Origin of the sequence: Nocardiopsis kunsanensis DSM 44524 (genome assembly GCF_000340965.1) — a bacterium.
GTDB classification, from domain to species: Bacteria; Actinomycetota; Actinomycetes; order Streptosporangiales; family Streptosporangiaceae; genus Nocardiopsis; species Nocardiopsis kunsanensis.
In genome coordinates this window covers 1-25812 of record NZ_ANAY01000008.1, presented here as the reverse complement: position 1 = coordinate 25812, position 25812 = coordinate 1, and the positions used below count along the sequence as shown (strand labels likewise).

Below are 25812 nucleotides of genomic sequence, written 5' to 3'. Positions count from 1 at the left end.
GGGCGCGCCGGGCGCGGGAGGTTTCCCTGCGTCCGGCGCGCCTGTGCTGGGCGGCCGTTGCCCTTACACGAGCGGGCGCTCGGTCGGCGGTATGGCGACGGGCAGGTGGGTCCGGTCGGTGAGGTGGCGGTCCACTGCGGCTGCGGCGGATCGGCCCTCTGCGATGGCCCAGACGATCAGGGACTGGCCCCGGCCCATGTCTCCGGCGCAGAAGACGCCGTCGACGGTGGTGCGGTAGTCGTTGTCGCGGACGACGTTGCCGCGGCCGTCGAGTTCGACGCCGAGTTGCTCGAGGAGACCCTCCTTCTGGGGACCGACGAAGCCCATGGCGAGAGTGACGAGGTCGGCGGGGATCTCGCGTTCGGTGCCCTCGACGGGTTCGAAGCCCTTGTCGGTGCGCTGGACCTCCACGAGCTGCAGTGCGCACACGTTGTCCTGGTCGTCGCCGAGGAAGGCGACGGTGTTGACGGAGTAGAGCCGTCTGCCGCCCTCCTCGTGGGCGCTGGTGACCTTGTAGAGGTTGGGCATGGTCGGCCAGGGCTGGTGGTCGGGCCGTTCGGTGGGCGGCTTGGGCATGATCTCGAGCTGGGTCACGCTGGCGGCGCCCTGGCGGTGGGCGGTGCCGACGCAGTCGGCTCCGGTGTCGCCGCCGCCGATGACGATGACGTGCTTGTCCTGGGCGGTGATGGGCGGGGTGTCGAGGTCGCCCTCCTGGACCTTGTTGGCCAGGGGGAGGTACTCCATGGCCTGGTGGATCCCGTTGAGTTCGCGGCCCTGGGCGGGCAGGTCGCGCCAGGCGGTGGCCCCGCCGGTGAGGACGGTGGCGTCGTACTGGGCCTCGAGCTCCTCGGCGGTGATGTCGGTGCCCACGTCGACGCCGGTGCGGAAGGTGGTGCCTTCCGCGCTCATCTGGGCGAGGCGGCGTTCGATGTGGCGCTTCTCCATCTTGAACTCGGGGATGCCGTAGCGCAGCAGTCCACCGATGCGGTCGGCGCGTTCGAAGACGGTGACGTCGTGGCCGGCGCGGGTGAGTTGCTGTGCGGCGGCCAGGCCCGCGGGGCCGGATCCGATGACGGCGACGGTCCTGCCGGTACGCGTGGTGGGGGGCAGGGGCTTGACCCAGCCTTCCTCCCAGGCGCGGTCGATGATGGAGACCTCGACGTTCTTGATGGTGACGGCGGGCTGGTTGATACCGAGCACGCAGGCGGATTCGCAGGGTGCGGGGCAGAGGCGGCCGGTGAACTCGGGGAAGTTGTTGGTGGCGTGGAGCCGTTCGATGGCCTCGGCCCAGTCGTGGGTGTGGACGAGGTGGTTCCACTCGGGGATGAGGTTTCCGAGCGGGCATCCGTTGTGGCAGAAGGGGATACCGCAGTCCATGCAGCGCGAGGCCTGCTTGGTGACGGTGCTCCGGGCGAAGTCCTCCTGGACCTCGTGCCAGTCCTGGATGCGCACGTCCACGGGTCGGTGCTGGGGCAGCTCGCGGTCGGTGATCTTCAGGAAGCCCTTGGGGTCACCCATGGTGCTCCTCCTCTCGTGGTTCGTGCTCTAGGACTGTGCGGAGGCCATGACGGCTTCGTCGACGTCTCGGCCCTCGCGCTCGGCCTCGGCCTGGGCGAGCAGGACCCGCTTGTAGTCGCGGGGCATGACCTTGCTGATGCGGGTCAGTCCTGTGTCGCCTGCGTCCAGGAGGTCTCGGGCGACGGTGGATCCGGTTTCGTCGTGGTGTCTGGTGAGGGTGGTGGTGAGGAAGTCGCGGTCCTCGTCGGTGAGGGCCTCGATCTCGACCATCTCGCCGTTGACGCGTTCGGGGTCGAGGTCGAGGACGTAGGCGATGCCGCCGGACATGCCCGCGGCGAAGTTGCGGCCGGTGCGGCCCAGGACGACGGCGCGGCCCCCGGTCATGTATTCGCAGCCGTGGTCGCCGATGCCTTCGACGACGGCGGTGGCGCCGGAGTTGCGGACGCAGAAGCGTTCGCCGACGACACCGCGCAGGTGGATCCGCCCGGAGGTGGCCCCGTAGCCGATGACGTTGCCGGCGATGATGTGTTCCTCGGCGGCGAAGGGGGAGGTCTCGGCGGGGCGCACGGTGATGTGACCGCCGGACAGGCCCTTGCCGACGTAGTCGTTGGCGTCGCCGGACAGGCGCATGGTGATGCCCTTGGGCACGAAGGCGCCGAAGGACTGGCCGGCCGACCCGGTGAAGGTGATGTCGATGGTGTCGTCGGGCAGGCCCTGGTCGCCGTACCGCTTGGTGACTTCGTGGCCGAGCATCGTTCCGACGGTGCGGTTGACGTTGCGTACGGGCAGTTCGAGGCTGACGGGTTCGGCGAAGTCGAGTGCGCCCTCGGCGAGTTGGACGAGGGTGTGGTCGAGGGCCTTCTCCAGGCCGTGGTCCTGGCCGCGGACCTGGTGGCGGTGGTCGCCGTCCCAGGGGTCGACGGCGCTCAGGACGGGTGACAGGTCCAGGCCCTGGGCCTTCCAGTGGTCGACGGCGTCGGCGGTCTCCAGGCTCTCGACGGCGCCGATGGCTTCGTCGAGGCTGCGGAATCCGAGCTGGGCGAGGTATTCGCGGACCTCTTGGGCGATGAACTCGAAGAAGTTCACGACGTGGTCGGCCCGGCCGGAGTAGCGCTCGCGCAGGGTCGGGTTCTGGGTGGCCACACCGACGGGGCAGGTGTCGAGGTGGCAGACGCGCATCATGACGCAGCCGGAGACGATGAGGGGCGCGGTCGCGAAGCCGTACTCCTCGGCGCCGAGGAGTGCGGCGACGACGACGTCGCGTCCGGTCTTCATCTGGCCGTCGGTCTGGACGACGATGCGGTCGCGCAGTCCGTTGAGCAGGAGGGTCTGCTGGGTCTCGGCGAGGCCGATCTCCCAGGGGGTTCCGGCGTGCTTGAGGGAGGTCAGCGGGGAGGCGCCGGTGCCTCCGTCGTGGCCGGAGACGAGGACGACGTCGGCGTGGGCCTTGGACACGCCTGCGGCGACGGTGCCCACGCCCGCTTCGGAGACCAGCTTGACGTGCACCCGTGCGGACGGGTTGGCGTTCTTGAGGTCGTGGATGAGCTGGGCGAGGTCCTCGATGGAGTAGATGTCGTGGTGGGGCGGCGGGGAGATGAGCCCGACGCCGGGGGTGGAGTGCCGGGTGTCGGCGACCCACGGGTAGACCTTGTGTCCGGGCAGTTGTCCGCCCTCGCCGGGTTTGGCGCCCTGGGCCACCTTGATCTGGATGTCGTCGGCGTTGGTGAGGTAGTGGGAGGTGACGCCGAAGCGTCCGGAGGCGACCTGTTTGATGGCGCTGCGTCGCAGGTCGCCGTTGGTGTCGGGGGTGAAGCGGTCGGGGTCCTCCCCGCCTTCGCCGGTGTTGGACTTTCCGCCGAGGCGGTTCATGGCGATGGCGAGGGTCTCGTGGGCCTCGGCGGAGATGGAGCCGTAGGACATGGCTCCGGTGGAGAAGCGCTTGACGATGTCGGAGACCGGTTCGACCTCCTCGATCGGGACCGGTCGGCGGAGGCCGTCCTTGAAGCGCAGGAGGCCGCGCAGGGTCATGAGCTGCTCGGCCTGGTCGTCGACCTTGTCGGTGTACTCCTTGAAGATCTCGTAGGAGCGGCTCCTGGTGGAGTGCTGGAGCTTGAAGACGGTCTCGGGGTTGAACAGGTGCGGTTCGCCCTCGCGGCGCCACTGGTACTCGCCGCCGACCTCGAGTCGGCGGTGGGCGCCGGCGTTGACGGCGTGGGCGCGGCGGTGGCGGATGGCGACCTCTTCGGCCAGGACGTCGAAGCCGACCCCGCCGAGGCGGGAGGTGGTGCCGGTGAAGCACCGGTCGATGACTTCGGGGCCGAGGCCGAGGGCTTCGAAGATCTGGGCGCCGGTGTAGGAACCGATGGTGGAGACGCCGATCTTGGACATGATCTTGAGGACACCCTTGGCGTAGGCCTTGAGGGTGTTGTGGACGGCCTGTTCGGCGTCGACCCCGCCGAGGCGGCCGTTCTCGACCATGTCGCGGACGGTCTCCAGGGCCAGGTACGGGTTGACGGCGGAGGCGCCGTAGCCGAGGAGGAGGGCGACGTGGTGGCACTCGCGCACGTCGGCGGTCTCGACGACGAGCCCGACCTCGGTGCGGGTCTTCTCGCGCACGAGGTGGTGGTGGAGGGAGCCGGTGAGCAGCAGTGAGGGCACGGGTGCGCGTTCGGCGCCGACGCCGCGGTCGCTGAGGACGATGATGCGTGCGCCGTCGGCGATGGCGCGGTCGGCCTCGGTGTTGATCTCGTCGAGCCGCCGGTCGAGGGCCTGGCCGCCGCCGTCGACGGGGTAGGTGCCGTCGACGGTGTGGGTCCTCAGCGCGGGGTTGCCCTGTCCTGCGGCGACGACGGCGGCGAGTTCGGCCTGGTCGATGACGGGGGTGGGCAGGGACAGACGCTGGGTGTCGGCCGGGTCGGCCGACAGGAGGTTGCCCTCGGCCCCGAGGAGGGTTCCGAGGCTGGTGACCATCTCTTCGCGGATGGCGTCCAGCGGCGGGTTGGTGACCTGGGCGAAGTGCTGGCTGAAGTAGTCGAAGATCTGCCGGGAGCGGTCGGAGAGGGCCGCTACCGGGGTGTCGGTGCCCATGGAGCCGATGGGTTCTGCGCCGGTGCGGGCCATCGGGGTGAGGATGATGCGGAGTTCTTCCTCGGTGTAGCCGAAGGTCTGCTGGGCGAGGTCGATGCGTTCGGTCCGTGCGGGCTCGGCCGCGGGCAGGTCGGTGATGCGGGTGATGCCGTTGTCGACCCACTCCCGGTAGGGGTGCTGGGCGGCGAGTTCGGCCTTGATCTCCTCGTCCTCGATGATGCGGCCCTGCTCGGTGTCGACCACGAAGATGCGGCCGGGTTGGAGGCGGCCCTTGCGGACGACGGTGGCGGGGTCGATGTCCAGGACACCGGATTCGGAGGCCAGGACGACGAGTCCGTCGTCGGTGACCCAGTAGCGGCCGGGGCGCAGTCCGTTGCGGTCCAGGACGGAGCCGACGACGGTGCCGTCGGTGAAGGAGACGGAGGCAGGTCCGTCCCAGGGCTCCATGAGGGTGGAGTGGTACTCGTAGAAGGCCCGGACGTCCGGGTCCATCTCGGTGTGCTTCTCCCAGGGTTCCGGGATCATCATCAGGACCGCGTGCGGCAGGGAGCGTCCGCCCAGGTGGAGCAGTTCCAGGGTGTCGTCGAAGGAGGCGGTGTCGGAGTCCTCGGGGTCGACGATCGGGAACAGGCGGTCGAGGTCGCCGGGGATGAGGGCGCTGGCGAACTTGGCCTCGCGCGAGCGCATCATGTTGCGGTTGCCCTTGACGGTGTTGATCTCGCCGTTGTGGGCGACGTACCGGAAGGGGTGGGCCAGCGGCCAGGACGGGAAGGTGTTGGTGGAGAACCGGGAGTGGACCAGGGCCAGGCCGGAGGTGTAGCGCCGGTCGGACAGGTCGGGGAAGAACGGTTCGAGCTGGGGTGTGGTGAGCATGCCCTTGTAGGCGATGGTGCGCGGGGACAGGCTCGGGAAGTAGACGTCGGTCTCGTGTTCGGCGCGCTTGCGGACGCAGTAGGCGTAGCGCTCCAGGTCGATCCCGGTGAGGCCCTCGGTGGCGGTGCCCTCGGTCCCGGTGATGAAGAGCTGACCGAAGTGGGGCATGGCTTCGCGGGCGGCGGGGCCTGCGTAGTCGGGTTCGGTGGGTACGTCGCGCCAGCCGAGCAGGGTCAGGCCCTCGTCGGCGACGATGGCGTCGATGGTGGCGACGGCCCGGGCGCGTTCGGCCGCGTCGGTGGGCAGGAAACCGATGCCGGTGGCGTAGGCGCCGGCGGCGGGGAGGGGGAAGTCGCAGACCTCGGTGTACAGGTCGTGGGGCACCTGGGTGAGGATCCCGGCGCCGTCACCGTCGTCGGGGTCGGCCCCGGCGGCGCCGCGGTGGTCGAGGTTGCGCAGGACGGTGAGTGCCTTCTCGACTGTGTCGTGGCCGCGGCGGCCGTTGAGGTCGGCGACGAACCCGACGCCGCAGGCGTCGTGCTCGAAGGCGGGGTCGTACAGGCCCTGGGTGGTGGGTTCCGCGTTCGTTCGGACGGACGAACGCCGCACCTGAGCAGCGGGCATGTGCCCTCCTGTCGTCTTGGGTCTGCTTTGTGAAAAGCGCATCCGGGACGACGTTGGCCCTGCTGCGTACGTGCTGTTGTGGCTCCCCGCTGTGTGGGAGCGACCACTGGGGTGATGGGGTCCCGCTTCGGTCGGTCGCCCGTCACACCACCTTGTTCGGGCCGGTCACGTCCTCGTGAGGCCGGTGGTGAAGGGTCGCCGCCTGCGGTCGGGTTCCGGGTTCTCGGTCCCTGGTGGTTTGTACCTGCTGTCGGTCCGTGATGCCAATCGCGGGTCCGACCCTGCCGTTCGTTCCACGAACGAACCGCGCTAAACCACCCGAAGCAGCCAGAGCTCCGCCGGGATCCTCCGAATCTGCTCCGGGCACAGCGGGTTCATGAGAACCGGAAACCGATGTTACTCGGGGGTAGGCCACGTTCGGAAGCGGGGTCGCCGATCACGTGCGAGTGACATCCCCCTCAGATCGTTGATGGGGATTGGGTTCTGTTCTGTGATCGGTGTGCCGGGCATGCCGGGGCGGTGGTTGGTGGAGACCGGTGGATCGGTTCAGGTGGGTGGTGTTCGTCGGAGCGTCGAGCGTAGCCCGACCCCGACGAACCACCACACCAGGCACCACAGGAAACCCCACCACCCTCGCCCCCGCCACCTCGGAGTCCCACCCCCAGGCACCCCGCCACGCAAGAAGACTTCACCACCGACCCCCGTCAACGATCTCAAGGGCGTGTTGCCCGTCCGATACGCTCCCGGTCTGCGCCGCCGTGGCGGTTCCCGGGCGTGGGAACATCGGTGCCATGGCAGCAGAGCACACTCCGGCCGCGGCGCCGGGCACCGACGGCCCCACGGCGGACACCGACACCGGAGGGGGACGGTCCGGCACCGGCGACGCCTCCTGGCCCGAGCCGACCCGGGCCCTGCTACGCGAACGCGGAGTGGACGCACCCCGCGCCCGCCGTGTGGTGGAACTGCTGGCGGACGGGCGCGCGTGGCGGGCCAACGAGCTGGTGCGGGCCTCCGCGGTGGCGCACACGGTCGTCGCGGAACTGCTGCGCGGACTCCTGGCCTGCGGCGAGGCACGTGAGGAGGAGGACACGGTCCGGTTGGAGCGTCCCCGCGACTACGCGGGTGTACCCGCGCCGTCGGCCGCCGACCCGGTCGCGCACCTGATGGCGGCGCACCCCGGGACGCTGGCGGAGCTGGAGCGTGCGGTGGCCGAGGGCCCCGCCTCCGACCTGGACCTGGACCACGTGGCGGCGACCGCCGAGACGGCGCTGCGCCGGGCCCTGTTCCTGGCCACCCGTTTCGACCTGGACGGACGCACCCTCCTGTGTGTGGGGGACCACGACCTGACGTCGGTGGCGCTCACCCTGGTCGTTCCCGGGGCCCGGGCGGTGGTGGTGGACCTGGACGAGCGCGTACTGGCCCACATCGACGCCTCGGCCGACCGTCTGGGCCTGAACATCACCACCCACAGCGCTGACCTGCGCCTGGGCTTGCCGCCGACGTTGCACGGGGCGGCCGATGTGGTCTTCACCGACCCGCCCTACACCCCCGACGGGGTGGAACTGTTCGTACGCCGAGGCCTGGAAGGGATGGCCGAGCAGCGCAGCGGCCGGGTCCTGCTCGCCTACGGGGCGAGTGAGACCACGCCGCGGTTGGCGGCGGCCACCCAGTCCCGGTTCTCCCGTCTGCAACTGCTGGTGGAGGCGTTGTGGCCGGACTTCAACCGGTACCACGGCGCGGAGTCGATCGGCGCGGCCTCGGACCTGTACGTGCTGCGTCCGTTGGCGCGGTCGCTGCCCTCCTCCGGCGGGGAGGACGCCCGGGTCTACAGCCAGGGCTCCAACGCTCGTGAGGCGCGGGTGGGCGGCGATCCGGAGCGGGCCGCGGCGGTGTTGGCGCGCGTGTCCGGAGGAACCGGTGAACAGGGTCCGGAGCCGCTGCTTGTGGGGTCCTGGCCCCGTGGGTTCGAGGGTGCGGGCCGGGTGCGGTTGTCCACGTGGATGAAGGCCCCCGGACCGGTGCACACACACGCGGTTGTGGACCTGACCGGCGGGTGGGAACGTCTGGCCCCGCGTGCGGCCCTGGCGGCGCCCACGGGCACGGCGACGGTGGAGGTGTTGGTGCCCTCCTCGTCGGCGTGGGTGCGGGACCGGGCCGGCCAGGAGGCGTTCCGGTCGTTGGTGGAGCCGCGGTTCGCGGTGCGGTTCCTGCGCGGGTTCGGCGCCGACGACCTGACGTGTCTGAGGCTGACGGCGCCGGACGTCGAGGCCGGCAGCGACACGGCCGGGACGTTGGCGGCGTACGTGCAGGGGCGTGCGCACGGCACTCTGACCTCGACCCTGCGTGCGGGACTGATCGAGGTGACGGCGGCTCTGGGGCGGCCGGTGAACAAACGCACTGCCCGGCACGGCGTGGCCCGCGCACCGGGGTGGGTACGCGGGCACACGGTGGTGGACCTGCCGGAGCACCGGTTGAGGGAGCTGCCGCAGGTCTGCGCGGGGCTTCTGGCGGAGGTCGGTGAGGGGGCCGACCGGAGCGGTCACTGACCGGAACCGGGCTCCTGCACGGGGGGTTCCTGGGTCAGGGGTTCCTCCTGCACGGGCGGTTCGGCCCCGCCCGTGCCACCACCGGGAGCGCCTTCCCCGGTACCGGTTCCGGCACCGCCGTCGCCGGGGGCGCCCTCCCCCGTACCGGTTCCGGCACCGCCGTCGCCGGGGGCCCCTTCCCCGGTTCCGCCGCCCTCGGTCTCGGAGGGGCCGCGCAGTTCCACCAGGCGCCGGTAGAGCGGATCGCGGAAGTTGGCCAGGGCCACGAGCGGGCTGGAGAGGGTCACCCGGTCGTCCACGGACTCGGACTCCCGCGGCTGGACCCACACCACGACCAGGTAGTGGCCGCTGATGATGGCGTCGGCGGCGCCGTAGCCCTCCCCGAGGCGGTCGAAGGGTTCCTCACCGGAGGGGGCGAGCACGAAACCCGGGTCCTCGGGGGGTTCTTCCCCTTCGGCGCCTTCCTCGCCGGTCTCGGGAAGCTCCATGGCCTCGGCCACGCCCTGACCGGCCTCGGTGTCGACGAGGTTGAAGATGGCGGCCACGCCGAAGTAGGCCTCGGAGACGTAGGTGGCGCGCCCGGCCTGGGTGCACTCGGCCGTGGTGAGGGCCTCCTGGACCCGGGCGCCCCAGACCGCCTCACTGCAGTCCTCGGTCAACTCGGAGTCGCGCAGGGTGAAGTCGATGCTCTGGCTGGAGATCTCTTCGTTGTTGCGCTCGAACAGTTCGCCCTCGTTGAGGGGGCGCTGATCGTCCTCGCGTGAGTTCAGCACCCGGTTCATCTCGCTGCTGTCGTTCAGACGCAGGTTGTAGAGGGCGGGGCGGGTCTCCGGAGCGGCTTCAGCGGAGTCCTCCCCCACACCGCGCTGGACCACGAGCACCACGCCGAGCGCGATGAGGGCGAGGGCGAGAACACCCACCAGGATCTTCGGGACCAGGCCGAAGCGCGGGGACTCCTTCCGGCGGCTGCCGGCCCGGCGTGGGCTCTCGTGCGGGGAACGTTCTGCCTGTCCCGTGTCGGACTCGCTGTTCTTCCTCCGGCGCCCGGGACCGGGCTCCGACGGTTCAGAAGGGGACACCCGATTGGACCTTTCCTCGGATTCTCGGGCCGCAGTCAGCACGGGGGGTGCGCGGACGGGCCCGGGTTCGCTCAGGGCTGGGCACGGGGCCCGGCCCCGGCCTCGGACGACCCTCGCGGGCGGGTCGATCCGACCGTGATCCTATCGGGGCCCCGGAGGCCCCCGGACAATCCCGGCCCGTCGGTGTCCGCACTCCGACATGCGCAGGCCCCCGGGAAGCGGTGCGCTCCCCGGGGGCCTGCCGGGCGGGCGGGAAGGAGGAAGCCCCTACTCCTCCTCCGGACTGCCGCCGCCGTTGCGTACGACCTCGTCGTAGATGAACTGCACCGAGTTCATGGAAGCCACGTTCACGGTCGCCAGGTCCGAGTTGTCCCCCGGGTCCTCGGCGTCCTGGCGCGCGGTCCAGAACACCGCCACGTAGTGGCCCATGACCTGGGTGGTGGCTTGGCTGTAGCCCTCGTTCAACCCGGCGATGTCCTCGCCGGTCTGCGGCAGGACGAAGCCGGCCTCGGTGTCGGTGTTGGTCGGGTCCAGCGCGGCCGCGACCTCTTCGGCGCCGTTGCTGTCGGCCACGTCGAAGAGGGTGACCTGTGCGACGTACTCCTGGTCGCTGTCGGTGTAGAGCGCCGAGGCCGCGTTGGCGCACTCGGCGTCGAGCAGGCTCTGGGCGAGGTCTCCGCCCCAGACCATGGAGGTGCAGGAGTCGTTGACCCCGGTCTCCTGTGCCTGCAGCGAGATATCGTCGAGCTCGAGCTCTTCGGCGCCGCCGAAGACGGACTCCTCCGTCATCGGTTCGGCATCGGCCTCGCGCTCGTCGATCGCGCCGAAGGTCTCCTCACGATTGGGTTCGGACAGGTAGAGCTCCGGGGTGAGGGTCGTGTGCCCCTCGGGGGGCTCGACGATACTGGTCTCGGTATCGGCGGTCTGCCCACCGTCGTTGCTGATGAACTGGTAGGTCAGCAGCCCCAGGAGTAGGACCAGCGCCAGTCCGAACGCGGTGAGGAGCACGGCGAGCACGGCAGTCCCGCGCTTGCGTCTGCTCTGTTCGGCCAGGGTGTACACGATCTGGTTGGGCCGGTCGCCCAGGACCGAGACACGCTTGAGGGCGTTGGCGGAGAAGGCAGAGACCTTCCCCGGGTTCCTGTCGGCGCGCCTTCCCCTGCGTCCACGGCCGCGCCCCTGTGCAGAGGCCTGCTCCGCGCCGTACTCGTCCTCGTAGCCGTACTCGTCCTCGTAGCCGTCGTCGTAGCCGTCGTCGTAGCCTGCCTGACCGGGGCCCTCCGAACGAGTGTGGGTGTGACCGTACTCTGCGGAGAAGTCCTCCTCCGGGTCGTAGTCGTACTCGTCGGCGTAGTCCTCGTCGTGGCCGTACTCGTCGGTGTGGACGGGCTCGGCGGCCTGGCCGCGACGGGATCCTCCGCGCCGGCCTTTGCGACCGAACCGGGACTCAGATCTGCTCACGGTCCATCTCAATCGTCAACCAAGGGTGTGATCGGAAACGACACAGGCGGGGCGCGGGGGCCGCCGGTGCGGCCGTCCCCGCGCGTGGGGCCTGTGCATCAGTCGGGCCTCGCCCCGGAGTCCGTTCCCGTCTCGTCGGCGTCGTCCTCGGTCGAGCCCTCGCTACTGGATCGTTCAGGGCTGGGGTGATATTCCGTCCCCCCGCGGCCGGCCCCTCGGGAACCGTCCCCCTGGTCGGGGAGGTCGCTGAGGTCCGTGGCGCTGTAGACGGTACTGTCGCCCTCCTCCTCTTCGCTGTCGAGGGCGCTGTAGACGGTGCCTTCGTCGTGCGTCTCACCCGGGTCTGTGGCGCCGAACACCTGGGTCCCCTCGTCCTGTCCGGGAACGACGGCGCTGGAGAAGCGCTCGAGCCGGCGGCCCGCCCAGAAGAAGTAGGCCAGGGCACCCGCCAGCACCAGCAGGGACACCCAGTTGTTGAGGCGGAAACCGAGGATGTCGTTGGCCGGGTCCACACGCAGGGCCTCGATCCAGAAGCGGCCCGCGCAGTAGCCCGCGATGTAGAGGGCGAACAGGCGTCCGCCCTGCAGCCGGCTCTCGAAGCGGCGTCCCAGGTAGGCGAGCAGGACTGCCAGCCCCAGGCACCACAAGGACTCGTAGAGGAAGGTGGGGTGGTAGGTGCTGACGCCCTCGATCATCCCCGGGCGCAGGGCCCCGTTCTGCAGAGGGGTGATCTCCAGGGCCCAGGGCACGTCGGTGGGCGCGCCGAAGAGTTCCTGGTTGAAGTAGTTGCCCCAGCGGCCGATGGCCTGGGCGAGGGGGATGGTGGGTGCGATGGCGAAGGCCAGTTTGGACATCGACAACCCGCGCTTGCGCGCAACGAGCCACACGCCGAGTGCGCCCATGGGGACGGCGCCCCAGATACCGAGTCCGCCCTCCCAGATGAAGAGCGCCCGGACGGGTTCCTGGCCGTCCACGAAATAGAGCTGGTAGTCGCTGATGACGTGGTAGAGGCGGCCGCCCACCAGACCCAGGAGCACGGCCCACACGGCCATGTCCATGATGGTGCCCTTCTCCCCGCCCATGGCGGCCCAGCGGCGCTCACTCCAGAAGACCGCGACGACGACACCGACGAGGATGCACAAGGCGTAGAAGTGGATTTCGAGGAGGCCGAGGGGGATGGAGTTGACCTCGGGGCTGGGAATGGCCGCGAGGGCGCGGCCGTGCTCGGCCGCGCCCTCGGAAGCTGTCGACGGCAATGTCACTGCTCTGCTCTCACGTTCGCCCCGCGTGCGGGGTCTGGGCTGGGATCTCTACTCCGCGCCACCCCCGTCGTCGGCGGGCTCGCTCTCGACCTCGCCGGGACCGGCGGAGTCGATGGCGTCGGAGAGGCCGCGGACCGTCATCGTGGCGTTGTTGTCGAGGATCTCGCCGTTGATGTAGACGGAGGGGGTACCGCTGAAGGCGTTCTCACCGCTGTAGCGAGTGTAGGCCGCTCCGGTGGCGTCGATGATCTCGCCAGTGTAGGTCCCCTCGAGGAAGGAGGAATCGTGTCCGTTCTCCTCCCCCCAGGCGATCAGGTCGGTCAGGACCATGGTTCTGAGGTTGTCCTGGCCGACCTCCTGCTCGGCGGCCGACATGAGGGCAGGCACGTACTCCTCGGTGAACTCGGTGATGACCGGTTCCTCCTGCTCGAGGCGTTCGGCGAAGTCGGCCTGCTGTTCCTCGGTGGTGTCGAGCCCGTCGAACCATTCCTGGAGTTCGGAGGGGGCGAAACCCTCCTCCTGCTGGTTGGGCTGGTTCGCGAACAGGATGTCGTTGTACTCGACGAAGACGTCGTGGTCGGCGGCGGTGCGGGCCGCGACGGCGCCGCGCAGGGAGTTGCTGCTGGTGGGTACGGGCTGCTGGGCGAAGATGCTGACGGGGTGGAACTGCACGATCGCCTCGCCCTGGGCGGCCTTCTCCTTGAGGGTGTCGCCGTTGAGGTTCTCGAACTGGCGGCAGGCCGGGCACTGGTAGTCGGCGTAGACCTGCACGACGGGGGCCTCGGCGCCCTCCTGGGCCATGACGACGCTGCCGTCGGACTGCAGGGTCTGCTGGGCGATCTCGCCCTCGTAGCCGTCACCGCGGTCGGAGCTGAGGATGACGTACCCGATACCGACGACGAGGAGGACGACGGCGGCAGCCGCACCGACCACGAGCAGGGTCCGGTTGCGTTTGGCTGCCTTCTTCTCCTTCTCCCGCTGCTCCTTGATGCGTTCGCGGGCGCGCTTGCGCGCTTCACTGCCCATGTGTTCTTCCTCTGATTCTTCTACTGGACTCGGTGTGCCGCGCGGATCATCGGAAGAGCCCGAGGGCGCGGTCGAGGGCAAGCGGTGAGCGGGGCCAGATCGCGATGAACGCGCCCAGGGCCATGAAGCCGAGGTCGCGTGCGATGGAGAGGCCGTAAGTGGTCTCTGCCGGGTCGATCTGTCCCCCGCCGCCGAAACAGCCGCAGTCGATGCTCAGCCCTCGGGCCATCGCGGAGAGGATCCCCGCGATGAAGGCGACCATGAGCAGGGCACTGACCAGCCCGGTGTAGCGGGTGGCCAGGCCCATCAGGAGCAGTAGGGCAAGGGCGAGTTCGAACAGCGGAAGGGTGTAACCGATGAGTTCGGCGATCTCGGGTGGGAAGAGCTCGTAGGCCTCGACCGCCTCGACACCGAGCGCCGGCGGGTACTTGGTGACCGCGGCGGTGATCATGACCGCGGCGAGGCCGACCCTGCAGGCCAGGGTGAGCCAGGGCTGCACGGTCTCCCACCGCGACCGTCCGGTGCCGGGATCGGTGGGGGATTCCTCTACTGTGTCCGTCATGTGGGCCCTCGGAGATCAGGGGGTGGTTCCTCACGCACCGGTGTGCACCCTTCGAGTACACAGGGTGAGCACCCTCGAGCTTACTGTGTGCGGCCCACTGATGCTGCCGCACATCCACGAGACCGGCCGGGCACGGGTGGGGCGTGCCTTCACCGTCCACACCCCATCACACCATCCCGAGGGCACCGGAAGCAGGCCCCCTGACACGGCGGAGCGCAGATCTCACCGGATTCTCACGCTGTTAACCCGGGTCTGGGCGCCTCCGGCGCAGGGGTGAGCACCCCACCGCCGGTCCTGCTCCGAAGGTCCTCACGCTGCCGTGCGGAGCCTTCGGAGCGGGACCCTGTCCCTTCCGGGGTCCGCTACCTGGAGCGCACGCCCGCGGCGAGCTCCTCGGCGAAGGACTCCACAGCCAGAAGACCGGTCTCCAGGTCCGGTGCGTCCAGGACGCGCTGGCAGAACCCGGCGCCGACGATGACCCCGTCGGCGTAGGCGGCCACCTCGGCAGCCTGCGCGGAAGTGGAGATGCCCAGGCCCACACAGATCGGCAGTTCCGACTCCCGGGTGACGGCGCGGGTGCGGCGGACCAGTTCCTCGGCGGTGCTGGAGACCTGCGCCCGGGTACCGGTGACCCCCATGAGGGAGGCGGCGTAGACGAAACCGCTGCAGGCCTCGGTGGTCAGGGCCAGGCGGCGGTCGGAGGAGGAGGGCGCCACGAGGTGGATACGGTCCAGGCCGGTGGCTTCCGAGGCGGCGCGCCACTGGGCCGATTCCTCCGGGAGGAGATCGGGGGTGATCACACCCGTGCCCCCGGCCTTGGCGAGCTCGGTGGCGAAGCGTTCCACCCCGTAGCGCTCGATGGGGTTCCAGTAGGACATGACCAGGGCAGCGGCACCGGTGGCGGCGGTGGCCTCGACGACACGGAAGACGTCGTCGGTGTTGGTACCGGCCTGCAGCGCCTGTCCTGCTGCCCGCTGGATGGTGGGCCCGTCCATCATCGGGTCGGAGTAGGGCAGGCCGACCTCGATGACGTCGCAGCCGCCCCGGACCATGGCCTCGATGACCTTGACGGAGGATTCCAGGTCGGGGAACCCGGCGGGCATGTAACCGATGAGCACGGCCCGGTCCTCGTCGCGGGCGCGGGCCAGTGTGTTCTGCAGTGCGGTGGCGCCCATCAGGTGTGGTCCTCCGAGTCGACGAGGCCGAAGTAGGTTGCGGCGGTGTTGACGTCCTTGTCGCCGCGTCCGGACAGGTTCACCACGACGACGCCGTCGGGGCCGAGGCGCTCGCCGATCCTGCGGGCACCGGCGAGGGCGTGTGCGGTCTCGATGGCGGGGATGATGCCCTCGGTGCGGCAGAGCAGGCGGAAGGCCTCCATGGCCTCGGCATCGGTGACGGGTTCGTAGACGGCCCGTCCGGTCTGGGCGAGGTGGGCGTGCTCGGGGCCCACCGCCGGGTAGTCCAGGCCGGCGGAGATGGAGTGGCTCTCCCGGGTCTGGCCGTACTCGTCCTGCAGTACGAAGGTACGGGCGCCGTGGAAGACGCCGGGGCTTCCGGCGGTGATGGAGGCGGCGGTGCGGTCGGTCCCGACCCCCTCTCCCCCGGCCTCGAACCCGTACAGGGCCACGTCCTCGTCGGGGATGAAGGCGGCGAAGATCGCCATGGCGTTGGAGCCGCCTCCCACACACGCGGCGACGGCGTCGGGGAGGCGGCCCACCCGTTCCCGGACCTGCTCACGGGTCTCGGCGCCGACGACGTAGTGCAGGTCGCGCACGAGTTCGGGGAAGGGGTGGGGCCCGGCGACGGTCCCGAAGAGGTAGTGGGTGTGGTCGACGTTGGTGACCCAGTCGCGGAAGGCCTCGTTGATGGCGTCCTTGAGGGTGCGGCTGCCGATGGCGACCGGGACGACCTCGGCGCCGAGCATGCGCATGCGGGCGACGTTGAGGGCCTGGCGTTCGGTGTCCTGCTCACCCATGTAGATGACGCAGTCCAGGCCGAGGAGTGCGCAGGCGGTGGCGGTGGCCACGCCGTGCTGTCCGGCCCCGGTCTCGGCGATGATGCGGTGTTTGCCCATGCGTTTGGCGAGCAGGGCCTGGCCGAGGACGTTGTTGATCTTGTGCGACCCGGTGTGGTTGAGGTCCTCACGCTTGAGCAGGATGCGTGCTCCGCCCGCGTGCTCGGAGAAGTTCCGGGCTTCGCTGAGCGGGCTGGGCCGGCCGGTGTAGTCGCGCAGCAGTTCGTCGAGTTCGGCCTTGAACTGCGGGTCCTGGCGGGCCTTGTCCCATTCGGTGTCGACCTCGTCGAGGGCGGCGACGAGGGATTCGGGGGCGAAGCGCCCTCCGAAGCGGCCGTAGTGCCCGAGTTCGTCGGGCACGGGTCCGTCGTGGCTCATGGTCTGGTCTCTCCTGAGGATGTGGCCGGTGGGCGGCGGCTGTCCGGCGCCGTGGTCGCGCACGTACCGACCGTGCTGGGTGCCACCTGAGCTGGGTGGCGGTGGATGGACGTAGGAGCGGCGCGGGGCCCAGGGCCCCGGGGGTGTTTCCCCGTGGGCCGGGTACGGGGCGTGTTCCGTCGTGGGGGCGGCGGGGTCTCCGCCGCCGGTTCACGTGTGGGTGTGCGCGCGGAACACGCCCCCGGGCCATCGTTGGCCCGGGTGGCCGGTGCGGGGCGCTGGTGTGGGTGCCACGCGGTTCAGCTCCGGTCGCGCAGGGCGGGGTGGGCCCCGGCTGTGACCAGGTCGGCAACGGCCTCTCTCGGGTTGCGCCCGCGTACCAGGCTCTCACCGACGAGCACGGCTCCGGCACCGGCTCCGGCGTAGGCGAGCAGGTCATGGGGGCCGCGGATCCCGGACTCGGCGATCCTGACGACACCGCTGGGGATGAGCGGGGCCAGGCGCGAGAAGGTGTCGCGGTCCACGTCGAGGGTCTTGAGGTTGCGCGCGTTGACGCCGATGACGGTGGCTCCGGCGTCGAGGGCGCGGGAGACCTCCTGCTCGTCGTGGACCTCCACCAGTGGCATGAGGTTGAGGGAGCGGGCGCGCTCGATCAGGGAGACCAGGGCCTCCTGGGGCAGGGCGGCCACGATCAGCAGGACGGCGGAGGCACCGAAGACCCGGGCTTCCCAGAGCTGGTAGGAGCTGACGACGAAGTCCTTGCGCAGCAGCGGGGTGTCCACAGACCTGCGCACGGTGGCCAGGTCCTCGATGCTGCCGTGGAAGCGGCGTTGTTCGGTGAGCACGCTGATGAGTCCGGCGCCCCCGGCCTCGTAGTCCCGGGCGAGTTCGGCGGGGTCGGTGATCTCGGCGAGGGGCCCCTTGGAGGGGCTGGCGCGCTTGACCTCGGCGATGACGTGGACGCCGGGGCGTCTCAGGGCGGCCTCGACGTCCACCGGGGCAGGGGTCTTCTCTGCTCGGGCCTTGAGGTCGTCCAAGGGCAGGGCCGCTTGTCGTTCCGCCATGTCGGCGCGTACCCCATCGAGGATCTCGTCGAGCACGCTCACCAATTACCCCGTTCCCTCGTGGTTGGATCCGGCCGTGCGCGGCGTGCCCGTTCGGCACGCTTTCCCCGCGTGGTGTGGCCGGCACCGTGTCGCTGGCCATCGTATCGACCTTGCCGGACCGGGGAGTCCGCGCCCCCGCCGACACGGTGGGTGGACCTGCCGGGGCTCAGATGGCGCTGGGGCCGGCGGCGCCTGTTGCGAGGAACACGATCCCGATGATGTACAGGAGCCCGAACAGGCCCATGATGATGGTCCCGATCAGGCTGATGATGCCGAGGATACGGGCGGTCCTGGAAGCCTGTTCGGCGCCGGCGACGTCACCGTAGGCCCACCGGGAGCTGACCTGGAGCGAGAAGACCAGGCCGATGATCCCGAGGACGGACATGCACCCGAAGATGCCGATGATGTTGTAGGCGAGGTAGGCGCGCGGCTGGGTCCCGACCGCCCCGTGGGGCTGCTGGTGCGGGGGCCACTGCTGTTGGGGACCGTAGCCGCCGACCTGGGGCGGGTGAGGCGGGTATCCGTGTCCGGCGTTGGGGTTGTGCTGCGGGTGTTCGGGTGGCTGGTACAAGAGTTCCCCCAGATCATTTCGTGCTGGTTGTGCTTGGTGTGACGTGCACGGCGGCTGTGTGGTTCCTCCCGTTCCTCACCACGCGTGGTTCACGAGGGCAACAGCGGGGTCCCGGCGGCCAGGAACGAGAACCACGGCAGGTTGCGCAGGACCCAGAAGACGACGATGCCGACCAGGATCGTGACCATCACCCGGACGGGCACGTCCGGTTCGGGCCGCAGGGCACGGCCGGGACGGAGCGTGCCGATGAGCCAGCGAACGTGGACCAGGAGCAGGAAGGGCAGCAGGAGCACCGTGAGGGGGTTCATACCGGCCGCACCGAGCAGGTCGCCGTGGGTGATCAGGGCCAGGGCCCGGGTGGTACCGCAGCCGGGGCACTGGAGCCCGGTCAGGAACAGGAACGGGCAGGTCGGGTAGGGGTTTCCCTCCTGGGAGGGGTCGAACAGGTGCAGGATCAAGGCCCCGGCGAGGGCGGCCACGCCGACACCGACCGGCCAGATCCACGGGGGGAGGCGGGAGACGAGCCGGTCCAGGGGCCCGGCCCTGCGTGCGGGGGGCTGCTCTGCGGCTGCCGGTTCGTGTCGAGGGTCCACGGGTCCAGGGTAGGAGTGCCGCGGCGGTCTTCGCACGCCGTCGGTCGGAACGGTGGCAGGGGTCGGCCACGGGTGCGGCAGGTACTGGAGGGACGCTGTCGGGGACGGGCCAAGGGACCAGCGCTCACGAACGGGCCCCGCTCCCCCGTGAGCGGGGGGGGCGGGGCCCGGGGGCGTTCGGCCGTCAGCGGCCGGAAACGGTCCTACTTGGAGGCGGCGAGCTTGCGCGCGGCTTCCCACTCCTCACGTGTGGGCGGCACCGGGCGGGCCTCCTTGCGGCCGAGACCGGCCTTCTTCATCACACCGGCGATGATGGAGAACAGGACACTGGCGCCCAGGGCGATCCCGGTCCACGTGGTCAGGCTGCCACCGAGGATGATGGCCACTGCGGCCACGGTCCAGGCAACGATCCAGGTGACGGTGAGGAACCAGGCCGAGACGGTGTTCCCGTGGTCGTCGTGGTGTTCTTCAGCGGCCATCGGGCCCCTCCTTCGTTCGTTCCGGCCCGGTGGCCGGCTGTACGGGTGCTGTGTCGCTCCCGGTGTCGGCGGCGTGGCCGTCGTCCTTCGCGGGCACACCGTCGCCATCGGGTGGGTCAAGGGTGGGATCGTCTCCGGCGTCCAGAGTTCTCCACAGGTCCGACTGGGTGAGCGCCTGGCTCGGACGCGGTACGGCGACCCGATCGTACCGGTTGCTCATCCCGGGCCACGCAGGGGCACGCACCGACGCGACGAGCCCGGCCAGGGCCAGGAGCGCGGCTCCGGCGACGGCCACCAGCGGGCCTGTCGTCTGCACCTCGGGTTCACCGACGAGCTGCACGGTCCCGGCCACGTCGGTGGCGTGGGTGGCGACCGCGTCGGTCAGGGCCTCGGTGCGGGTGCTGGTCCACACCGCCACGAGAGCGAAGAGACCACCCCCGGCGACTGCGGCGCCGATGACCCTGCGGGCCCAGCCGCGTGCGGCGTACAGGCCCGCGATCCCGGCGAGGCCGGCCCAGCCGATCCCGCTGGGTACCCCGGTCAGGTCGGCCCCGGTGGCTTCCACGGGCACCGACGGCACGGGGCCCGGTGCTTCGAGCAGGGCCCGGACCCAGGTCTGCCCGCCGGAGGCCAGCATCATCCCGGCCGCGGCGGCGATGACGAGGGCCGTCAGGCCGAACTCGCGGCGCACGTGTCCGGTCGAGGAGGAAGTCACATCAGCCGCCCGGCGTCGAAGCACGTGTGGTCACCGGTGTGGCAGGCCGCACCGGTCTGGTCGACCCGGACCAGGAGTGCGTCACCGTCACAGTCCAGTGCAACCGAGACCACGCGCTGGGTGTTCCCCGACGTGGCGCCTTTCACCCAGTACTCGCGGCGGCTGCGGGACCAGTAGGTGGCGGCGCCGGTGGTGAGGGTCCGGTGGAGGGCTTCGTCGTCCATCCAGGCGAGCATGAGCACTTCCCCGGTGTCGTGTTGCTGCACGATCGCGGGGACGAGGCCGTCCGCGTTGCGTTGGAGCAGCGCGGCGATGTCCGGGGAGAGGCTGGTGACGCTCATGTTCTCCAGGTTAGGGGCGTTCTCGCGCGCCCCGTCACCGGGTCGGGGCTCTCGGCGCGGGGCGGGACCCGCTAACGTGAAGCAGTCCGCGTGAGCTGGGCCCTCCTCGGAGGGCAGCCGTGCGCTTCCTCCCCGGGGGCCGGTGGTCACGCGGTCCGACCGCCCGTGCTGCGACCTGGGAGTGCCGTGTCCGCAGAGTCACTGTCCGCGGATCTGGCGGGCAAGCCCGCCGCCCTGACCCGCCTCGCCGACAAGTTCCCCCGCTGGGACCCCTATGCGGCGTTGCCCGCCCTGTTGGAGGACGAGCCGGCGCAGGTGCGTCTGGTGGGGTTGGGCGCGGCCCGGCACGCGTGCGAGGCTGCCGCGGCACGCCTGCGGCGTGCGGGGATCGGCGCGCACGCGGACTTCTCCTCCTCCGACGAGCAGCCGCCGGCCGGTGAGGAGACGCTGGTGGTGGGGGTGAGTCTGGGCGGGGGCCGGCGTGAGTTGGCCACGGTGCTGGACCGGTACGTGGCGCGTTCGCCCGTGATCGTCCTGGCCCCGGGCACGGACGCGCCGATCGCGCGCTACGCCGACCTGCTCGTCCCGTTGCGTGCGGAGGAGGAGACCTCGGGCCTGGGGTGCAGCGCCTACCAGCACGCGCTGGCGCTGCTGTTGCTGTTGGGGCACCGGTTGGGTGCGCCGACCGGGGGCAGCGGGAACTTCCCCGGCCTCCTGCGCCGTGTGGCCAACGCCACGAAATCGTTGCTGAGCGGTGCCGAGGAGTGGCTCCCCGAGGCGGCGCAGGTGCTGGACTCCCCCGACGGGCTGCATCTGGTCGCGCCCGCCGAGCGCACGGCGTCCGTGGGCCAGGGGGTCCGGGTGTTGCGCCAGGGGCCGGTGCGCCGGGCGTACGGGGCCGAGACCGGCGAGTGGTCCCACAGCGAACGCTATCTGGCCGCGGTCACGGACCACCGGGCGTTGTTGTTCGCCGGTTCCACCTACGACGAGCGTTTCTCCGAGCACCTGTTGCAGCTGCGGGGCTCCTTCGTGGCGGTGGGGCCCACGCCGGGGCGCGAGCGCCTGCCCGGGGCGGCGTTGAACGTGCGGTACCCGGGTGACACCGACCCGGACGTGAGGCTGCTCACCGAGCCGTTGGTGGCAGAGCTCTTGGCGGCCCACTGGTGGCACCGGCGCAGCTGACCCGTGGTCCGGGCCGGCCGGTGGTCCGGGTGCGCTGCTGCCCCGCCGTCCGCGCGTGGCTCGGCCCCGTGGCCCGTGGACGGGCGGGTCCGGTGTGTGAAGTACGGCTCCCCCGTGGGGGGAAGGAGCTCTCCGTCGGGGGAGCCGTGTGTCTCAGGCCGAAGAACGCACCCAGGAGGCGTGCAGGTCGGCGTAGACGCCGGGTTCGTCCACGAGTTCCCCGTGCGAACCGTTCTGCACGATCTTCCCGGCATCGAACACCAGCACCCGGTCGGCGTCCTCCGCCGTGGAGAGCCGGTGCGCGATCGCCACCGATGTACGTCCCCTGGTGAGGTGCTCCAGGGCACGCTGGATGCGCATCTCGGTGTGCGGGTCCACCGCGGAGGTCGCCTCGTCGAGGACGAGCAGATCGGGGTCGGCGATGTAGGCGCGCACGAGTGCCACGAGCTGCCGTTCGCCGGCCGACAGGGACTCGCCCCGCTGGCCGACGGGTGTGTCGAGGCCGTGGGCGAGGCTGTCGAGCCATTCGTGCAGCCCGAGTTCGGTGACGGCGGCCTCGAGTTCGGCGTCGGTGCTCTCGGGGCGTGCGAAGCGGATGTTGTCGCCCAGGGAGCTGTCGAACAGGAAGCCCTCCTGCGGGACCATGACGACACGGCTGCGCAGCGAGGAGAACGCCACTTCCTTCAGGTCGACGCCGTCCAGGCGCACGGTGCCCTCGGCCGGGTCCATGAGTCGGGCCAGGAGTTTGACGAAAGTGGTCTTGCCCGAACCGGTCTCGCCGACGACCGCGATCCGCGTTCCGGGGACCAGCTCGACGTCGATGCCGTCGAGCACGACCGGCCCGTCGGGGTAGGAGTAGGTCACCCCTTCGAAGTCGACGCGCACAGGGCCGCGCGGCAGTACCTTGCCCGCCTCGCCCGGGTCGGCGATGTCGGGGGCGGTGTCGAGCACACCCAGCACCCGGCGCCACCCGGCGATGGCGTTCTGGGCCTCGTTGAAGATCTCGGTGGCCATCATCATGGGCTGCACGAACAACGTCATGAGGAACAGGAACGCGATGAGCTGGCCGGCGGTCAGTCCTCCGTCGATACCGAGCCAGACACCGACCAGGACCACAGCGGTGTTGCCCAGTGCGGCGACCATCTCCGCGAAGGGGGAGACGGCCATGGACAGCCGCTGCGCCTTCACCTGGGCGCTGCGGGTCGCCAGGACGCTGTCGTCGATGCGCTGTGCGGTACGGCGCTCGGTGCCGTGCGCGCGGATGACGGAGGCGCCCATGACGGCTTCCCCGACGGCTCCGAGCATGTCGCCGGTGCGTTCGCGGACCTGCAGGTAGGCCTTGGAGAGCAGTTTCTGCAGCCAGCGCACGCCGAACAACAGCGGCAGGAAACAGAGCCACACGACGATGGTCAGCTGCCAGGAGTAGACGGCCATGAGTGCGGTGGCGATGACCAGCTGACCACCGCTGACGATCAGCAGGAGGCCGCCCCACTGCATGAACATGGAGATCTGGTCGACATCGGCGGTGACGCGGGAGACCAGCGCGCCCTTGCGTTCGCTGTTCTGTGTGAGTACCGACAGGTCGTGCACGTGTCGGAAGGCCTTGCGGCGCAGGGTGGCCAGCCCGGACTCGGTGGCCCGGTACAGCCGGAGGTTCATCAGGTACGAGCAGATCATCGTGATCACGAGCAGGACGGCGCTCACGGCCACCATGCGGGTCACGAAGCCCAGGTCGGGGCCGTCGGGGCCGGAGAGCCCGTTGTCGATGATCTGCTGCAGGGCGCTGGGCACGATGACCTTGCCGACGGTGGCGACCGAGGCGAAGGCCAGGGTGAGCCACAGGCCCTTGGTGAACTCCGGGGAGAGCTTGATGCCGCGTTTGAGGGTGCCGAGGGCCCCGTCGCGGCTGCGGGCGAGGCCGACGGGGACGCCGGTGTCCGCCCGTGGTCCCTGCTGGGCGGCAGGCGCGGTGCGGGTCTCCTCCCGGGGCCGGGTGGGTGCACTCATCGGGCGTCCTCCTCGCGGGTTCGGCCGCCGCGGGGGGCGGTGTCGGGTGTGGGCTCGGCCGGTCCCGGCTCCTCGGGGACAGGCTCCAGTTCCCCCTCGGCGGCGGCGCGCTCGTAGGCGGTGACCAGGCGGGCGTAGCCGGGTGAGGTGTGGAGCAGTCGGCTGTGGGTTCCGCGGGCCTGTACGCGCCCGCCCTCCATGTAGACGACCTCGTCGGCGAGTTCGATGGTGGCGCGGCGGTAGGCGACCACGACGACGGTGGCTGCGCCGTCGCGCTCGCGCAGGCCGGCCAGGATCTGCGCCTCGATCTGCGGGTCCACGGCCGAGGTGGCGTCGTCCATGACGAGCAGGCGCGGACGGCGTACGACGGCGCGGGCCAGGACGAGGCGTTGGCGTTGGCCGCCGGACAGCGAGGTGCCCTTCTCCCCGAGGCGTGCGTCCAGGCCCCCGTCGAGTTCGGCGATGAACCCGTCGGCGCGGGCCAGGCGCAGGGCGGCCCACACCTGTTCGTCGTCGATGTCGGCTGCGCCCAGGGTCACGTTGTCGCGGACGGTGTCCTCGAAGACGAAGGTGCTTTGGGGGACGAGGGCGGCGTGGGAGGGGATCTGGTCGCGGGCCAGGTCGCGTACGTCCACCCCGTCGTAGCTGACAGTGCCGTCGTCGGGGTCGACCAGGCGCATGAGCAGGGTGGTGAGGGTGGACTTGCCCGATCCGGTGGGTCCGACGACGGCGATGGTGCGCCCGGGGGCGATGTCGAGGTCGAAGCCGTCGAGGACGGTGGTGCGGGGGTCGGAGGCGCCGTCGTCCATGAGGTCGCGGTGCTCGGAGGCGTAGGTGTCGGCGTAGGTGAAGGCGAGGTCGCGCACGCTCACGGCGATACCGCCGGTCCCTTCGTCGAGGGTGCGGTCGCCGTAGGCCATGGTGCCCTCGGAACGCAGCACGGACTGCACGCGGTCCCAGCCGACGACGCTGCGGGGCAGGTCACCCAGGAGCCAGCCGAAGGAGCGGATGGGTTGTGTCAGGAGGGTGAACAGGAACGCGATCTGGACGAGGTCGCCGGGTTCGATGGCTCCGGTACTCATGCGCCACATGCCCAGGAGCAGGACGGCGAGCACACCGAGGTTGGGCAACGACTCCATGAAGGGGTCGAACATCGAGCGCAGGCGTCCGACGCGGATGAGTGCGTCGCGCAGACGGTGGGTGGCGTCGGTGAAGCGTTCGGTCTCGGTGTCCTCGCGGCCGAGGGTCTTGACTACGAGGGCGCCGTCGAAGGATTCGTGGGCGACGCCGCTGACCTCGGCGCGCAGTGCCTGGGCGCGGGAGGCCAGGGGTGAGACGTGGCGTTGGAAGGCGACGTTGGCGGCGGCCAGGACGGGGAAGACGACGAAGGCGACCAGGGAGAGGACGGGGTCGGTGACGATCATCGCGACCGCGGAGATGATCAGCATGAAGACACTGCCCACGGTCATGGGCAGGGGTGCCAGGGGCTGCCAGGTGGCTTCGACATCGGCGTTTGCGTTGGAGAGCAGCTGCCCGGTGGGGTGGCGGTGGTGCCAGGACAGCGGGAGTTCGAGGTATTTGCGGGCGACCGAACGCCGGTAGCGGGCCTGCATACGGAACTGCATGAGGCCGGCGAGCAGGCGGCGCAGGGCGAGCCCGACGGCCTTGCCGACGCCGACGCCCATGAGCAGGGCCGCGGCGGCGAGGAGCGCGGCACTGGTGGTGGCGCCCTCGGCGAAGGCGGGCAGAATGGTGTGGTCGGTGATGTGGCCGATCACGGAGGCCGAGCCGACGTTGACGCCCGAGTGCAGCACGGCGCCGAAGACGGCGACGCCGAAGACCCAGGGCTCGGTGCGGATGGAGTGACCGAGGACCCGCATGCCCCTGGCGAACACGCCCCTGTGGGTGCCGTCGTCCGTGCGGGCGCGGTCGGCGGTGGGTGTGCCGTTCTCCCCCGGTGGTGCAACACCCTCCTGCGGGGCGGTGCGGGTCCTGGTCGTGCCCTGGGCCATGGGCCCCCCGTTCCTGCGTGCGGCGAGATGGCCCGGTCGGGCCCCGACAGCCGCACTCCGTGTCCTCGCCGGGGTACGGGGAGGACACGGAGTGGGCGCTTCGGTGCCGAGTATGTCGGTCGGCACCGACAAGGTTCTACCGGATTGTTTCAGCATCCGGCGTTACGGGCCTATTCCGTACGTGCGGGCGGGTAGTTGCCTCTGCTGCGGGGTCCAGGGCCACCGAGCAGGTGGGGCCGGGCGGTGGGGTGCGTCGGCGCTCGCTCGTCGGTCGCCGGCGCTCCGGTGGGCGCCGCAGGCTGGTGCCGGTACGTACGAGAGCGCTGCCAGCGGCCCTCGGGGGTACTCCTCCCTGTCCCGGGGTGCTGTGTGCCGA

19 protein-coding genes are annotated in these 25812 nt (G+C 70.6%); 2 read left to right on the top strand and 17 right to left on the bottom strand.

The window, feature by feature from the left end:
- Positions 1 to 63: 63 nt before the first annotated feature.
- Together D456_RS0107245 and gltB are read right to left on the bottom strand one after the other, a co-directional pair.
- A complete protein-coding gene (locus D456_RS0107245) occupies positions 64 to 1518 on the bottom strand; it encodes a glutamate synthase subunit beta (RefSeq protein ID WP_017575504.1) in 1455 nt (484 codons plus the stop codon).
- A 27-nt stretch (positions 1519 to 1545) separates the two neighbouring features.
- Positions 1546 to 6102 (bottom strand): glutamate synthase large subunit, encoded by a 4557-nt coding sequence (gene gltB, locus D456_RS0107240; protein ID WP_017575503.1) that lies wholly within the window; start codon positions 6100 to 6102, stop codon positions 1546 to 1548.
- 791 nt (positions 6103 to 6893) lie between these two features.
- Here gltB and D456_RS0107235 point away from each other — a divergent pair.
- The gene (locus D456_RS0107235; protein WP_017575502.1) at positions 6894 to 8648 is read left to right on the top strand and encodes a bis-aminopropyl spermidine synthase family protein; all 1755 of its coding nucleotides are present in this window, start codon (positions 6894 to 6896) and stop codon (positions 8646 to 8648) included.
- On the opposite strand, the gene D456_RS0107230 is transcribed toward D456_RS0107235, so the two are convergent.
- The 13 genes from D456_RS0107230 to hisI all read right to left on the bottom strand — a co-directional run bounded on the left by D456_RS0107230 (position 8642) and on the right by hisI (position 20235).
- The gene (locus D456_RS0107230) at positions 8642 to 9727 is read right to left on the bottom strand and encodes a hypothetical protein (RefSeq protein ID WP_017575501.1); all 1086 of its coding nucleotides are present in this window, start codon (positions 9725 to 9727) and stop codon (positions 8642 to 8644) included. The two genes, D456_RS0107235 and D456_RS0107230, sit on opposite strands and share 7 nt — an antisense overlap.
- Positions 9728 to 9994: 267 nt before the next feature.
- Positions 9995 to 11188 (bottom strand): hypothetical protein, encoded by a 1194-nt coding sequence (locus D456_RS0107225; RefSeq protein ID WP_017575500.1) that lies wholly within the window; start codon positions 11186 to 11188, stop codon positions 9995 to 9997.
- 98 nt (positions 11189 to 11286) lie between these two features.
- Positions 11287 to 12444: a prolipoprotein diacylglyceryl transferase gene (gene lgt, locus D456_RS0107220; RefSeq protein ID WP_017575499.1), complete on the bottom strand. Its 1158-nt coding sequence runs from the start codon at positions 12442 to 12444 to the stop codon at positions 11287 to 11289.
- A 54-nt stretch (positions 12445 to 12498) separates the two neighbouring features.
- Positions 12499 to 13476, bottom strand: a complete 978-nt coding sequence (locus D456_RS0107215; protein WP_017575498.1) for a DsbA family protein — start codon at positions 13474 to 13476, stop codon at positions 12499 to 12501.
- A 46-nt stretch (positions 13477 to 13522) separates the two neighbouring features.
- Positions 13523 to 14038, bottom strand: coding sequence for a MauE/DoxX family redox-associated membrane protein (locus D456_RS0107210; protein WP_017575497.1), 516 nt, complete (start codon positions 14036 to 14038; stop codon positions 13523 to 13525).
- A 362-nt stretch (positions 14039 to 14400) separates the two neighbouring features.
- The gene (gene trpA, locus D456_RS0107205; RefSeq protein ID WP_017575496.1) at positions 14401 to 15213 is read right to left on the bottom strand and encodes a tryptophan synthase subunit alpha; all 813 of its coding nucleotides are present in this window, start codon (positions 15211 to 15213) and stop codon (positions 14401 to 14403) included.
- Positions 15213 to 16430, bottom strand: a complete 1218-nt coding sequence (gene trpB, locus D456_RS0107200; RefSeq protein ID WP_017575495.1) for a tryptophan synthase subunit beta — start codon at positions 16428 to 16430, stop codon at positions 15213 to 15215. Before trpB ends, trpA begins: the two co-directional genes overlap by 1 nt.
- A 299-nt stretch (positions 16431 to 16729) precedes the next feature.
- Entirely contained in the window at positions 16730 to 17536 is an 807-nt protein-coding gene (gene trpC / locus D456_RS0107195) for an indole-3-glycerol phosphate synthase TrpC (RefSeq protein ID WP_017575494.1), read from the bottom strand.
- A 166-nt stretch (positions 17537 to 17702) separates the two neighbouring features.
- Positions 17703 to 18107 (bottom strand): CD225/dispanin family protein, encoded by a 405-nt coding sequence (locus D456_RS0107190; RefSeq protein ID WP_017575493.1) that lies wholly within the window; start codon positions 18105 to 18107, stop codon positions 17703 to 17705.
- Positions 18108 to 18196: 89 nt separating this feature from the next.
- Positions 18197 to 18700 (bottom strand): DUF2752 domain-containing protein, encoded by a 504-nt coding sequence (locus D456_RS0107185; RefSeq protein ID WP_017575492.1) that lies wholly within the window; start codon positions 18698 to 18700, stop codon positions 18197 to 18199.
- Between the two features lie 203 nt (positions 18701 to 18903).
- The gene (locus tag D456_RS0107180; protein WP_017575491.1) at positions 18904 to 19179 is read right to left on the bottom strand and encodes an HGxxPAAW family protein; all 276 of its coding nucleotides are present in this window, start codon (positions 19177 to 19179) and stop codon (positions 18904 to 18906) included.
- Positions 19169 to 19894, bottom strand: coding sequence for a Trp biosynthesis-associated membrane protein (locus D456_RS0107175; RefSeq protein WP_017575490.1), 726 nt, complete (start codon positions 19892 to 19894; stop codon positions 19169 to 19171). Before D456_RS0107175 ends, D456_RS0107180 begins: the two co-directional genes overlap by 11 nt.
- On the bottom strand, positions 19891 to 20235 hold the full coding sequence (gene hisI / locus D456_RS0107170) for a phosphoribosyl-AMP cyclohydrolase (RefSeq protein WP_017575489.1): 345 nt from the start codon (positions 20233 to 20235) through the stop codon (positions 19891 to 19893). The genes D456_RS0107175 and hisI overlap by 4 nt, the downstream gene beginning before the upstream one ends.
- Before the next feature lie 186 nt (positions 20236 to 20421).
- On the opposite strand from hisI, the gene D456_RS0107165 reads away from it, so the two are divergent.
- Positions 20422 to 21417: an SIS domain-containing protein gene (locus D456_RS0107165; protein WP_017575488.1), complete on the top strand. Its 996-nt coding sequence runs from the start codon at positions 20422 to 20424 to the stop codon at positions 21415 to 21417.
- Between the two features lie 153 nt (positions 21418 to 21570).
- Here D456_RS0107165 and D456_RS0107160 read toward each other — a convergent pair whose 3' ends face one another.
- Together D456_RS0107160 and D456_RS23780 are read right to left on the bottom strand one after the other, a co-directional pair.
- Positions 21571 to 23424 (bottom strand): ABC transporter ATP-binding protein, encoded by a 1854-nt coding sequence (locus D456_RS0107160; RefSeq protein ID WP_017575487.1) that lies wholly within the window; start codon positions 23422 to 23424, stop codon positions 21571 to 21573.
- Positions 23421 to 25436: an ABC transporter ATP-binding protein gene (locus D456_RS23780; RefSeq protein WP_017575486.1), complete on the bottom strand. Its 2016-nt coding sequence runs from the start codon at positions 25434 to 25436 to the stop codon at positions 23421 to 23423. Before D456_RS23780 ends, D456_RS0107160 begins: the two co-directional genes overlap by 4 nt.
- Positions 25437 to 25812: the final 376 nt, after the last annotated feature.